Source organism: Bacteroidia bacterium (assembly GCA_033391075.1).
GTDB lineage: Bacteria > Bacteroidota > Bacteroidia > J057 > J057 > JAWPMV01.
Genome location: JAWPMV010000001.1, coordinates 6493175 through 6507145, shown reverse-complemented (window position 1 = coordinate 6507145; position 13971 = coordinate 6493175). Strand labels below are relative to the sequence as shown.

The 13971-nt window shown below is 43.1% G+C and carries 11 protein-coding genes; 8 read left to right on the top strand and 3 right to left on the bottom strand.

Features of this window, described 5'->3' with window-relative positions; genetic code table 11:
• The first annotated feature begins 8 nt into the window (after positions 1-8).
• From R8P61_26040 to R8P61_26015, 6 genes are all read left to right on the top strand, one after another.
• Positions 9-638: a hypothetical protein gene (locus R8P61_26040; protein ID MDW3650563.1), complete on the top strand. Its 630-nt coding sequence runs from the start codon at positions 9-11 to the stop codon at positions 636-638.
• Positions 639-700: 62 nt separating this feature from the next.
• The gene (locus tag R8P61_26035; GenBank protein MDW3650562.1) at positions 701-1975 is read left to right on the top strand and encodes an aminotransferase class V-fold PLP-dependent enzyme; all 1275 of its coding nucleotides are present in this window, start codon (positions 701-703) and stop codon (positions 1973-1975) included.
• A gap of 18 nt (positions 1976-1993) precedes the next feature.
• A complete protein-coding gene (locus R8P61_26030) occupies positions 1994-2815 on the top strand; it encodes a histidine phosphatase family protein (protein ID MDW3650561.1) in 822 nt (273 codons plus the stop codon).
• A gap of 58 nt (positions 2816-2873) precedes the next feature.
• Positions 2874-3779, top strand: a complete 906-nt coding sequence (locus R8P61_26025; GenBank protein MDW3650560.1) for an alpha/beta hydrolase — start codon at positions 2874-2876, stop codon at positions 3777-3779.
• Positions 3772-4662: a DUF4846 domain-containing protein gene (locus R8P61_26020; GenBank protein ID MDW3650559.1), complete on the top strand. Its 891-nt coding sequence runs from the start codon at positions 3772-3774 to the stop codon at positions 4660-4662. Before R8P61_26025 ends, R8P61_26020 begins: the two co-directional genes overlap by 8 nt.
• A gap of 247 nt (positions 4663-4909) precedes the next feature.
• Positions 4910-5875: an IS110 family transposase gene (locus R8P61_26015; GenBank protein MDW3650558.1), complete on the top strand. Its 966-nt coding sequence runs from the start codon at positions 4910-4912 to the stop codon at positions 5873-5875.
• Between the two features lie 250 nt (positions 5876-6125).
• Here R8P61_26015 and R8P61_26010 read toward each other — a convergent pair whose 3' ends face one another.
• The 3 genes from R8P61_26010 to R8P61_26000 all read right to left on the bottom strand — a co-directional run bounded on the left by R8P61_26010 (position 6126) and on the right by R8P61_26000 (position 11288).
• On the bottom strand, positions 6126-6644 hold the full coding sequence (locus tag R8P61_26010; GenBank protein MDW3650557.1) for an RNA polymerase sigma-70 factor: 519 nt from the start codon (positions 6642-6644) through the stop codon (positions 6126-6128).
• Positions 6645-6739: 95 nt separating this feature from the next.
• Positions 6740-9745, bottom strand: coding sequence for a PA14 domain-containing protein (locus R8P61_26005; protein MDW3650556.1), 3006 nt, complete (start codon positions 9743-9745; stop codon positions 6740-6742).
• Positions 9746-9920: 175 nt separating this feature from the next.
• Complete coding sequence (locus R8P61_26000; GenBank protein MDW3650555.1) at positions 9921-11288, bottom strand: T9SS type A sorting domain-containing protein; 1368 nt, start codon at positions 11286-11288, stop codon at positions 9921-9923.
• A 292-nt stretch (positions 11289-11580) separates the two neighbouring features.
• On the opposite strand from R8P61_26000, the gene R8P61_25995 reads away from it, so the two are divergent.
• Entirely contained in the window at positions 11581-13116 is a 1536-nt protein-coding gene (locus tag R8P61_25995) for a HAMP domain-containing sensor histidine kinase (GenBank protein ID MDW3650554.1), read from the top strand.
• Positions 13117-13175: 59 nt separating this feature from the next.
• Positions 13176-13868 (top strand): response regulator transcription factor, encoded by a 693-nt coding sequence (locus R8P61_25990; protein ID MDW3650553.1) that lies wholly within the window; start codon positions 13176-13178, stop codon positions 13866-13868.
• Positions 13869-13971: the final 103 nt, after the last annotated feature.

The following is a 13971-nucleotide window of genomic DNA, read 5'->3' as shown; positions in this document are numbered from 1 at the left end:
CCCAAACCATGAAAGCTTATCTTATCATCATCTATCTCCTTTTTTCGGGAATGTCTCTTTTCTCTCAAGACCTCATTATTTTTAGAGATGTAGATGCAAAGGACATACGGGCAAAAGTAAAAGCTGTCAAAGCCAATCACGTAACCTATACGCCTTTTGATGAGCAAAACACAAAACCTATAAAACTGGCCAAAAGTAAAATAGAACTCATCATCTTTGAAGATGGGATGAAACAGTATTTTGCTGCCCAGGATTTCCAACCGGATACCCTGGTTTTCTCTACGCCCGGTTCCAATCTTCAAAGCCTTGATCCCCGAGGTTTTTATTATCAGGGTACTGAGGATGCCCGCTCCACCTATAAAGGAAATGGACCCTTATGGGGAACCCTGGTCGCTTCTGCGGTGCCGGGATATGGTGTGCTTGCGGGAGCAGTTACCGGAGGTATCATTGCAGCCATCCCTCCCAAAGTAGATCCCTATCAACTTCCCGATCCTGATTTATACCTCAATAATCATGAGTATGCCAGTGGCTATGAACGGCAGGTGATGAGGAAGAAGCTGGGAAAAGTCCTGACAGGCTATGGCATCGGCATCGGTATTCAAACCATTATCATCGTGATTATTGTCAGTAGCTGGTAGGGCTGGGCAGATAAAAGCCCCTGATTATTGATTTGCAGGGACGGAGCATTTATCTTGCTTTTATGCCAGCCAACTCCGCTAATTCCCGACGAACCTTTGTGAAAAAAGCCAGCCTCTTTGCAGGACTGGGAATTTTTGCCTCTTCTAATACCTTATTAGGAGTAGATCTATTTGATGCATCTGATGAAGATTTTTGGCAGGAAATCCGACGAGCGTATACGGAATCCGCGACCCTTATCAATTTGAATAATGGAGGCGTAAGCCCTCATCCCAAAGTCGTACAGGAAGTAGTAGAACGCTATACGCAATTTGCGAATGAGGCTCCTGGCTACTACATGTGGCGGGTTATGGGACGACTGCGAACAGCTGTCAGGCGACAACTGGCAGATATGGCAGGGGTTTCGGAAGAAGAAATAGCCATCCAGAGAAATGCCACCGAAGCACTGGAAGTGGTCATCAAAGGCATGGATTTCGAAGCAGGAGACGAAATTCTGACTACCGATCAGGATTACCCCAGTATCTTGAGTACGCTTTCCATGAGGGAGAGAAGGCATGGGATCAAGGTAAATAAGATTTCTGTTCCTGTTCCTTGTGAGGACTTTGCGGAAATGGTAGAAGGCTTCCGTTCGGCAATCACTCCCAAGACCAAATTGATCGTAGCTTGTCATATCATAAACCTGAGTGGACAGATCATGCCGATCCGCGAGATTTGCGAAATGGCGCATGAAAAAGGAGTAGAAGTTCTTGTCGATGGAGCTCACTCATTTGCCAATCTGGATTTCAAGATCCCGGATTTGGGCTGTGATTATTTTGGAACCAGCCTTCACAAATGGCTATCAGCTCCCTTTGGTACAGGAATGCTCTATATCAAAAAAGAAAAGATCAGCAAGATCTGGCCTATGTATGGATATCCCGAAGGAGAAAAGGATCGAATCACGAAATTCGAACACCTGGGAACCCGCTCCTTCCCTATTGAGTTGGGGATAGGCGAAGCCATTCGCTTTCATCAGGGAATCGGAACGAAAAGAAAATGGGAGCGCTTACTATATCTGAAAAAATATTGGACTGATAAGCTTAAAGATATCCCGGAAGTTGAATACTTCACTTCCCTGAATCCCGGCTATGCTTGCGGTATTTGCAATTTCGGACTGACTAACTGGAATGCAGGGGATTTGGGTAGGGTTTTGACTAATCAATACCAATTATATAATACCGTAACTGCTCATCCGGATATCAAAGGAGTCAGAATTTCTCCCCACGTTTATACTTCGCTGGATGATCTGGATCATTTGGTACGAACGATAAAAAAACTGGCCAAAGAAGGGCCGCCTAAATAAGACCTCATCAAGCTTCCTATGCAAAACTACAAACACAGCCTTTTCCTCCTTTTCCTTTCTATTTGTTTCTTCGCTTGTGAAGAAGATGCCCTCGAATTGAATCCCGGCCAAATCCCGGTCCTGAATTTTGGAGATAGCATTCAATTGAGTGCTAATATGGACGTAGATTGGAAATTGCTGCCTGAGGGCTTGGCAAGTATAAGTGCTGAGGGGCTGTTGATCGCAGGCGATAGCAGCGGGAGCATTGTACTGGAAGTAGTAAGTAAAGGGGATGAAACCAATCGAATAGAACAAAACGTATTTATCAGCAATAGAGCAGAAAGTATTAATCCCTTATTAGCTGGAGGCCACATTATCTATCTGCGCCATGCCATAGCTCGTACAGGTAATGACCTCTTTAACCTTGGCCCTAATGGCTGGCACCTAAGCTGTAGTTCGGATACAGCAAGGCAATTGTCGCCTAGCGGCTTTGTGCAGGCCCAGGAGCTTGGAGAGGCCTTTAGAAAGTTGGAGATCCCACTAGCAGATACTATCTACGTCAGCGAGTATTGTCGCTGTATACAAACCGTTGAGGAACTGGCTTTAGATAAACCCTATGTAACAGAAAAAGACATCACTTTTTTTGTGTATGAAGAAACTGAAAGGCATGCCAAAACCCAGGCCTTTATCAATTCCTTTACCCCTGGCGATAAAAATGTTCTGATTGTATCTCATTCTTTTGGTCCTGGTAGTACCTATCAGCAACCCCAACAGGGATATTCGGTTATTTTCAAAAAAGGAAATACCGAACCAGAATTTCAAACGGTCATCAGGGATGACGAATTTATTCTTCTAAAATAAATTGTAAGGAATTAAATATCCCTCCTACCAATAAGCTATAACCCTAAAAGCTTATCCTATGAAAAAAACGATTCTCCTTTTTGGCTTCCTTCTGCTTTTGTTGGGTCCCGGTTTTTGCCAGGAAACATCTAAGCATACCGAATATATGGACCTCTCCTATTTTCAGGGGGAAGGAGAAGCAGATGCCAATCACAAACTCAATCTTGTATTGCCGAAAGAAGTGAAAAAGGCCCCGCTTTTGATTTGGATTGGTGGAGGTGCCTGGTCTTATGTCGATCGCAATATGGAAATGGATTTAGCGAGAAAGCTTGCCGATGAAGGCATTGCGGTAGCCAGCATAGGGCATCGCTTGAGCTCTGCGGTATGGAAAGATCCGAGTTTGAGTCAGGGAGTAAAACATCCGGCACATGTCGAGGATGTGGCAATGGCAATTAAATGGCTTTATGATAAAGCAGATGAGTATGGATATTCGCAGCGGGAGATGATTATTGGAGGTTTTTCTTCTGGTGCACATTTAGCCAGTCTCATTTCCCTGGATCCTCGTTATTTGAAAAACTGGAAACTGGATACCGATTTGTTCAAAGGGGTGATTCCTATCGGAGGAACCTATGATGTTCCGGATTATTATCGGGTTTTTAAGGAGAGTGAAACACAGAGTCATTTGGCGAAAGAACATGTGCAGGCAGTTTTTGGGGAAAATCAGGAAGGCTTTCTGGAAGCTTCTCCTATCAGCTATATGAAAAACCTCAAGACTCCTATGCTATTGATGAGTGATACAAATACCGCCAATTATTGCCGTATTTTTGAAGATGCTATTCGGGAATCCGGCTTTGACAAGGCGGAGGTTCATTATGCAGAATTGGGACATGGAGACTTGTGGCGTAATATGTCTTATGATGATGAGAGTAGCTATCGAGATCTCCTTATAGCTTTTATCAAGAATCACACAAAAAAGAATGGCTAATAAATCCTGGCTTATATCATTCCTGCTCATTTCCCTTTTTCTGCCCGCCTGCGCCCAAAAAGAAAAAGAATCGCATACTGCGAATGAGGCAATAGTTTCTGTGGATCAGCCGCTTGAGGAAGAAAGTTTCATCAATCCAGAAGGGAAAACCATTGAGGCTCGATTTTTATTACCGAGAGGATATGAGCGAAATCTTATAGCTGAAAATTCATTTGCTCACTATCTCCGCAATCTTCCCCTTAAAGAAGATGGAGCAACGGTCAGTTATTATGATCAGCGAAAGAAAGGAAACTATGGAGTATATGAAGCAGTGGTAGATTTGGAAATAGGAAAGCGCGATCTCCATCAGTGTGCAGATGCTGTCATGCGTCTATGGGCGGAGCATCATTATGAGCAAAAGGCATATGATAAAATCCATTTCAATTTTACTAATGGCTTTCGGGTGGACTATAATGAGTGGAGGAAAGGGAAGCGAATCGTGGTAAAGGGAAATAAAAGTTATTGGTCGCAATCTGCGAATCCTTCAGACTCTTATAAGAGTTTTTGGAAATACATGGAGATCATTTTTAGCTACGCGGGTACGCTTTCCTTAGAGAAAGAATTGAAATCGGTATCGGCAGAGGATATGAAAATCGGAGATGTATTCATTCAGGGAGGTTCGCCTGGGCATGCAGTTATTGTAGTAGATATGGCAGAAAATAAGGCTACAGGCAAAAAGCTTTTCCTACTTGCCCAGAGTTATATGCCAGCTCAGGAGATTCAGATTCTTTCCAATCCCAATTCGGAGGAAATGGGTCCCTGGTATTCACTGGATTTTGGGGAACAACTCAGGACGCCTGAGTGGGGCTTTTTGAGAGGAGATTTGAAGCGATTTGATCACTGATTAAACAAAAACAATCTGTCATCCTATACTTGCCTAAGAGCTAGGGAAGAAAAGAATTCTTAGTTTGTGGTATTTGAATAAGCAGCAAAAGGAGAGGGGATAAATCCGTTAAGTGTCATTGGTTTAAAAAACCGTCCGGGATGTTGGTTTCCCTCTCCCTCTGATTCAAAACTAGAACAGTACAGTAGGCTAAGAGCCAGAATGTAGGATTGATAAGTTCGAATCAGAGCTGCTCAAATATAGGATTATGGATAATAACGTATATGGAATCGACATTGCCAAAAAAAGCTTTGAAGTAGTCTGTCTTAATGATAGTGGGAAAAGCTGGGTAAAAAGCTATTCCAATACTGCTTCGGGCCATTGTAAATTTATCGAAGTCCTCTCTCAAGGAGATCTCTGTGTCATGGAAGCAAGTGGTCCCTATTATTTATCCCTGGCCTTTAGTTTACATCAGCATGGGATTAAACTAAGTGTAGTTAATCCCCTGGTCATTCGCCGCTACAGTCAGATGCAATTAAGGCGAACCAAGACCGATCAGCAAGACGCGCGCTTAATTGCTCAATATGGACGGGATCACCGAAGCTTTATTAAGCCCTGGCAGCCTCCAGCGGCTATTTTTCTCCGCTTACAGCAGTTTTTGACTAGCATTAACCTATTTCAAAAACAGCTCCAGATGCTTCGTAATCAGTTCGAGGCTATGGATCAAGTTCCCATAGTGGATCCTTTGGTAAGAAGTCAGCAGCTTTATCTGATTGAACAACTACAAGCTTCGATCAAGCGGCTGGAGCAACAGATGCTCAGCCTTAGTAAAGAGCATTGTTCACAAAGCTATCAGTCGCTTATGAGCATCCCAGGTATAGGACCTAAGACCGCTTGTTTGTTGATCTGTATTACCCATGACTTTAGCCGATTTGAGTCTGCCAAACAATTGGTCGCTTATTTGGGATTATGTCCTCGTATTTTCACATCGGGTAGCTCTGTAAAGGGAAAAGAGAGGATCGTAAAAATGGGGCAGGCCTTGGCAAGAAAGTATCTCTATATGGGAGCCTTTTCCGCGATGAAAGTAAATCCTCTTTGTCAATCTATGGTAGAAAATATGAAACAAAAGGGTAAACATCATAAAGTCATTAGAGTCGCCGTTGCTCATAAACTCTTAAGGCAGGCTTTTGCTGTAGCTAAAAATAGAACTCAATTTAATCCCAATTTTATTTGACTTTTACTACAGTACATCCCGGAATCTATCAGATGTCCGGAACCTCTAGCTTAATCCCATTTGCGAGAGATCCCGGCTCTTAGGTTAAGGCCGCGATGACAGTTTCTTGAGCTTCACCATCGGTGTCATCCTATACTTGCGGAGGGACCTAAGTTACTTGTACGACTGAGCTTTAATCAAGTAATGTAGCCCCTTCCACTGCGGTCAGGGTGACAGCGCGACTTAACTAGAAATTATAATTGAAAATCGATTAAATCTTCGGAGTAATCTTCCTCAACTCCAGGAGCGCCTTGTGCATGCGCTTTTCCACCGCCTTCACACTCAATTCCAAACGCTCTGCAATCTCTCTATAGGTGAGTTTTTCAATGCGGTTCATTAGGAAGACGATGCGGTTTTTTTCGGGCAATGCTTCTATGGCAGAAATGAGTTTGTCCTGAAATTCGCCTTCTTCCATCAGGAATTGAGGGGTTTCATTGGAAGAGGTTCTGATCTGAGGTCTTTGGGCAAATTTCGTTACGACTTTTTGGTGCTTGATCTCGTTGAGAAAGAGGTTGTGAGCAATGGTATACAGATAACTTTTGACCTTGCTGGGATCAATCTGATCTTTCTTTTTCCATAAGATCATAAAAGCATCCTGTGTGAGGTCTTCAGCAAGCTCCATATTCCCGGATTTATAGTACAGGAAGTTCCGGATACCTTTGAAATAGGTATCGAACAAGGTTTTAAATGCCTGACCGTCCAGGGAATTTTGCGATGCTTCTGTGCTCATATATGTATGCCGAGATCCAAGGCCTGTGTAACGATTGTTGACTTAAAGGGGGGCTAAGGTAATCAGAATCTAAAGGATTTCCTTAGCCCCATGATTTATTTCACTGAACTAATCATTCCAGCTCCCAAAGAAGCAGGTATCTTATTTAAAGTGTACCAGGCCTCTGTAGACCATAACGATTGGCCGGAATCACTTTTGAAAGGAGCATGTATGTTGATATAAACTACATGCCCCTCTTTCATTCCATCGAGTCCTAAGAATACCCTTTTCCTGTCGGATGAAAGTTCAATAGTATTGACGTTTAATTGTTCTTCATTCATTTTGGGTCCCCCATAATTTGCTGTTGGGAGGTAGAACCATTGCTGGATATTCCAGCTGGTAGGATCCTTTGCCATGGCTTCTGGAAGGGCTTCTGTAAACTCGATTTCCATTCCATTGGGTTTGGCACTCACTTTCAACATTTCGAAAGCTGTTTTTTCATTGTAGGTCATTCTTTGAAGACCGTACCAATTGCCGCCCTGGTGACTCCAGTTTCCAGGATTCCCTACTCCACCAATATAGAGCGATCCATCTGGTCCCCAGATCAAACGATTCACACCCGCTTCAATTCCCTGGCTAAATCGGAACAAACAACCTTGCAATTGACCTTCAACTTCTTCCACATATACCCGCTTGATTCCCCCATGCGTCACCTCTCCATGAATCATTTGTCCCTTGTAGGGACCTACATTCAGGTAAGCAGGTTGCGAAGGCGAATTGCCTATTTCATCTTGAGGTAACCAGACAACGGGTAAGGTCTCGGTCAAATTTGCCGTTCCAGCAAAATCCACAGATCGCGAACCATACCAGGCTCCGTCTTTCACATGGACAATTTTACTTGCTGGCAGCCAATCTCCCTGATTATCTGCAATAAACAATTGTTCCTTTACCCCTTCTCCAATTCCATTGGGGGTACGTAAGCCATGAGCAATAAATGTCAACTCGCCGGTAGTGCGATTTACTTTTACGGCTTTGCCTCGATCCGGAATTTGGGGATTGGCGCTGGCTCCTCCCGGAAGGATAGCCGTAGCCAGGGTGAAATAAAAATGATCATCCTGATAGGCCAATCCGAAAGCAAATTCATGAAAATTTGCGGAGACCTTCCATTCATTTGAAACGGTCTTATACTCATCAATGATCATATCCCCATCATGGTCGATCAATTGAGTAAGTTCTTGTTTTTGGAGAACGTAGATATCACCATCCACTACTTTCAAACCAAGTGGTTCTGCAAGGCCTTTGGCAATGCGAGTAACAGTTACATTTTCAGGATTGCCAGACTGAACCCCTTCTAGCATATAAACAGATCCTTCGGGATCCCAGGTGCTGACCAGGAGCTTGTCTCCCCTTTCGTCTAAAAAGTCCAGGCCTCCTACTTTGGGTTTGAAATTATCCGGGCGAACAGTCTCCAAATCAAATGAGGGGTGAACCCCTGCTACCGGATAGCCATCACCAGGAGTTCCCTGAGGAGTTGATGCTACTTCGGTAATTTCAGGTGGGAGAAGCTCCGTAAAAACGTCCGGATCATAGGTAAAGGCTGAGGGAGGAACCACCGTAAATTCATCATTTCCTCTTTTCAGCCATTCCAATAGCACGGCTTTTCCTCCGGAATTTTCAATATAATCCAGGATAAACTTATGCTTCCCTGCTGATAGGATTACTTCCCCATCCTTTGCATCAGGTCCGTGAAGACCATCATGATCAACAACTACTTTATCATCAATCATCAATCGGGACCCATCATCCGAACTCAAACGGAAATCGTATTTGGAATCTTCGGGTATATCAATGAAACCGGAAAAGCGAATGTAAAAATGATGGGCATTTTTCAATTCTCTGAAATGCTCATCTTCTGTTGCATATACAAGGGGCACAATGACCGAGGCAGCTGCCTGATCATTGGGATCAAATTCAGGAATGGCGTCGGGCCCTTCCTCAAACAGATAAACACTGGCGATCAGTCCTTGATTTTCAGGAGTGCTCAATGGATCATCAGAGATGGTGATATCTGAATTGGGCAATCCCGACTCTCCCAGATAAGGAGGTTCTCCATCTAACGTCAGGATATAGGAGATCATCGAACGCACATCTTTGTAGTCCAATTGAGGATGTGGCGTCATCATGGTTTCTCCCCAGACTCCGCTACCTCCATTTATTACCTTGCGGGCAAGACTTTGGACAGACTGCCCATTGGTAGGATATTTTTTTGCGATCTCAACATAAGCCGGACCGATGGTTTTGACATTGGGATTGTGGCAACTCCGACAATCGCTTTGATCGATCAGAGCCAGACCCGGATGAATTTCTTCTGTTTCCATTGCCACCGCTGCATCCTGTACGGGTTCATCGATCAACCAGACTTTGAAATAGCTATGACCATTCCCCAATACAAGTTTCCCCTCATAACTGAACACATGCTCTCCGGGGATAATAGACTCTGATTGCTGATCGGTTTCAAAATGAGCATCAGTCTGTATACCGTTCATGGATACAGATTCCAGATTGCTCAATAGAATGAGTTCACTTCCTTCCGGCACACCTTCGATATGGAAGTTTCTTTCAAATCCATGATCTCCATTTGCGGTGCGGATATATTCTGGATGTTCTTCTATATGAATCTTATGTCCATTATGAGAGATGTCATAGCTGAGAATAACTCCCCCATGCTCAAATCGATGGCCTTTATAAGAAACTTCTGGAGTTATCATTTGGCCGTTTGCTCGAATCTTCCAGGCCTGCTGTTCTTTCCCTTGAAAATAGGGATTTCCCAGACTTGTCGGCTGAGGACCATGTCGATAAGTATAAACGGCGCCATCCAGGTCAACTCCACCTTTCCAGGCTCTGTAAAGAGAGGCATACTGGGCATCATAGGCGACCCATAGATTGGAATCCAGGGCAAGCGTAATCATACGCGCCTTTTCATCTAATACCGAACGAAAAACCCAGGGATCACTTGCTCGGGTATGGCTATGTTGAGTGGCGGGTTGAAAACAGGAATACAGGCCAGCAAGCAGGAGACTTAGTAGCAGATACTTGCTGTGTTTGGGGATGAAATTTTTCATGATGAGGATGAAACAAAAACAAGGGAACTAATAGTTCCATAGAATGAATTAGGCTAAACCCCTTCTAAATTACGTCCTGATGCGGATTAGGACAAATATTTTACTCATCATAAAAGAAAAAGTGCCGAACGAAAGGTCCGGCACTCGGGTCACGTCAAACGTAGAAAAAATATTTTTATGCTTTTTTGATGACTAATTTCTGCGTCAGGGACTTGCCACCTTGACTTAAGGTGATAAAGTAACTTCCTGACTGATCAAGATTGAGATAGATTTTGTATGCGTCTGAGGATTCTTTCAAAACAGTTTTTGAAATCACTTCTCCTTCAGTATCACGCACCACAGCTGTCAAATGCCCACTCTCTTCAGTAGCTACTTGCATCATAACAGGGCCTCCGCTTTCCACTTTCATCATCATTTCACTTATTTCCAGACCTCCGTTATAATCTTTTTCAGCTAATCCCATTCCTGCCAGGGCTTTTTTATCTTCATCATTGATGGGATTGATACTCACATTGATGTTACTGCTTTTCTTGATCGTAGCACCATCTGCTTTCATTTCTTCCCAGTCAATTCCTTTTTCCTTGAGCAATTTCTTGATGTCTTCATCGTCCAGTTCTCCCTCTCCATCTCCTGATTTGCGGATAAAAACCATTTCTTTCTTTTGAACCTTATCTCCATCAATCTCAATTACTTTTCCATCCTCGGATTTCCAAATCATGCTTTCCCCTTTTTCGCCTCCATCCTTATCCACTTTTATTCGGATCACCTTTTCCTCACCATCATCTCCATCAATCTCAATTACTTTTCCATCCTCGGACTTCCAAATCATGGTCTCTCCGTCTTTGTCTCCATTTATTCGGATCACTTTTTTCTCTCCTCCCTTTCCATCAATCTCAATCACTTTTCCATCCTCTGATTTCCAAATCATAGTCTCTCCATCTTCATCTCCCTCTTTGTTCACATTTATTCGGATTACCTTCTTCCCACTATCCTCTCCTTTCATGTCAATGACCTTTCCGTCTTTGATGATAATCACATCTTTATCTTCTCCATCCATTTCAATGATCTTTCCATCTGCGCTCTTCATGATGAAGACATTCTTATCTTTTACATCCACATCTTCGTCGATGAGAATTTTTACCTTTTTTTCGTCTCCATCATCTGATTTGAAAATGTATACGCCACCATCCTCATCTTCATCACCTACAACTTCTACATGAACCTCAACTTCCTTCTCTCCGTCTTTACCTTCTTTGATGACTCTGCGCTCAATTCGTTTCGTCCTTTTTACTTTAACATCAACATCTCCGTCATTATGCTCATGTAATTCACCCATATCCTTGCCAAGTATCTTCATAATCTCGTCCAGATCGGCATCTCCATCAATGGTGAAGGTTGAATCCACCATAGTTTCTTTTCCGTTGATGATTTTCTTGACTTTTACATGAACTTCATGCTTTCCTTTCTTGTCCTGAGCATGGAGGTTGTTGAGAGTTACCAGTAGTACTAATAGACTCACGAGGGTAATGAGTACCTTTTTCATTTGTTCAAATATGTTAGTGCGGGACTTCAAAACTGTATTTGTTATGATCCAAAGGTAAGCGGCTTTTCTACACCAAAGGGTTAAAGCTTAGTTAAAGATTGTTAAGGAAAAGTTAATCTCAGAGACCTTTGAAACCCAATCTGTAAATATAAAGTTCTCTAAGTCAGGTGCTTATGGAAAGCTATTGTAAGGTCTTCTCCTTTTTAGATATTTAAAAAGGCCCCTGAATTGCTCATTTACCCATATATTTGAAGAAGTGAAGCAGAATCAAATCTATATAATAATAGGCTTAATGGCATTGGCTATGATAGGGATCGTAGTCTTGCAGGTACAGCAGACTCGGCGGGCCATGGCCCTCAATGAGGAGCAATTCAATGCCAGTGTGAGCCAGGCTATGAATGAGGTAGTAGATCGACTTTATAGTGAGTCGGTAAAAACCAAATACATACGTGTGAGCCGCAGTCGCGATATCGCTGACAGAGAAGGAAATTTTCAGGATGAAATGAAGGTGCAGGTCAATGCCAGTCCTATCGATTTGGAAGGAGGTGAGGTGCCGAAAGAAAGGACCTTGCGAAAGTTGCGGAATAGAGATAGCATCACTTTCGTTACGGAAAATCTGGAAATGATTCCCGAAGACTCGGCCTTCCTCATTCAGGGAATGGAATCCTTTGTCTTTGTTAGTAAGGACAGTGCATTCCTGGATATGCAGATCGAAATGCCTGCCAATCCCCGAATGGTGGATATCATCAATGCCACCTTAGCGGGTGTACATTCCAGTCCCGTACCAGTCAGAGACAGATTTGATTCCCTGGATTTGGATACCATTCTGATAGAAAGTCTGGCATCTCATGGGATTGAACAAAGCGTAGAGTTTCTGGTCGAAGTACCTCTTTACCGGGAAATCCTGTATCGCTCTTCTCAGAATACCCTGAATGAATTCATGGACTCCCGGCATAAGGTTCAGTTATTTCCTTTTCAGCAAAGCAGGGAAAAGGTTTTTTTGCATCTTCTTTTTCCCAATCAAGGTTTTGTAGCTCTTCAGGAGGTCTGGACACAGGCTTTGGCTTCTTTAATATTCTCTGGAATTATATTGCTATGTTTTTGGGTGAGTGTGCGAACCATTTTTCGTCAGAAGCAATTGTCTGAGATGAAAAATGATTTTATCAATAACATGACCCATGAACTCAAAACTCCAATCGCAACCATTTCATTGGCGGCAGATGCCCTCAATAATCCCAAGGTTCAGGCCTCAGATGGTGGGATTGGTCGCTATACGGGCATTATTAAAGAGGAAAATAGTCGAATGAATCGACAGGTGGAGCGAGTATTGCAAGCAGCGAAGTTTGAGAAGCAGGAGATTCAGTTGCGGAAAGAAGAAGTGGATGTTCACGCCCTGATTTCTTCTGCCGTACAACATACTAGACTTCAGGTCCTGGAAAGGCAAGGGAAATTGGAGATGGATCTTTCGGCTACGAAATCTTTATTGGTGGCAGATAGGGTGCATATAGGAAATATTTTGTATAACCTGCTGGACAATGCAAATAAGTATAGTCCGGAAGCTCCCAATATTGAAGTGAAAACCGAAAATCGGGATGGGCATTTACTGATCCATGTGAAGGACGAAGGTTTGGGGATCAGCAAGGTTGATTTACAACATATATTTACGCGTTTCTATCGGGTTTCCACCGGTAATTTGCACGATGTAAAAGGCTTTGGTTTGGGATTGAGCTATGTGAAGGATATTGTAGACGCACACCAAGGAAAAATTGCGGTTCAGAGTACACTCGGAAAAGGAAGTATATTCAGCATTGCGCTGCCTTTAGCATAAAAGAACAAGAACGGATGCGGAGCAATTTATTCTGCATCAATGATCAATAACAGAAACACATGGCAAGGATCTTATTGGTAGAAGACGAAGCAAACTTTGGAGCTGTTCTACGAGACTACCTGCAAATGAATGACTATAATGTGACCCTCGTAAGAGATGGGGAAGCAGGATTTGAAGCCTTCAAAAGTGAAGGTTTTGACCTCTGCATTTTGGATGTGATGATGCCGAAAAAAGATGGGTTCGCATTGGGTAATGAAATACGAGAGATCAATTCAGACATACCGATTATTTTTCTCACGGCCCGCACAATGAAAGAAGATGTACACAAAGGCTTTGAGATCGGGGCAGATGACTACATTACCAAACCTTTCGATTCGGAAGAACTCCTCTATCGAGTAAAAGCGATTTTGAAAAGAGCCAAATCCGGAGATAGCGCGCCTCAGGACCGCCTGCCGGATGAATTTTCTTTTGGGAATTTTGAATTTAACTACCGCCTCAATACCATTTCATATAATGGAGAAGCAGATCGTCTTTCTCCCAAGGAAGCAGACCTACTTCGCCTCCTCCTCGTTAATAAAAATGACCTCCTTCCTCGCGATGAGGCCCTCAAAACCCTTTGGGGCGATGATAATTATTTCAATGCCCGCAGCATGGACGTCTTTATCAGCAAACTGCGAAAAAGATTTAAAGTAGATCCTAATATCAAGATCGAAAATGTCCACGGCAAGGGCTTTCGGATGGTGGTGGAGTAAAATAAGGTGTTAGTGTATTAGGGTGTTTGAGTTTTAGCGTTAAATTTATAGATGTCCCTGACACGCTAATACTCTAACACGGTAACACGGTAACACGCTCTCC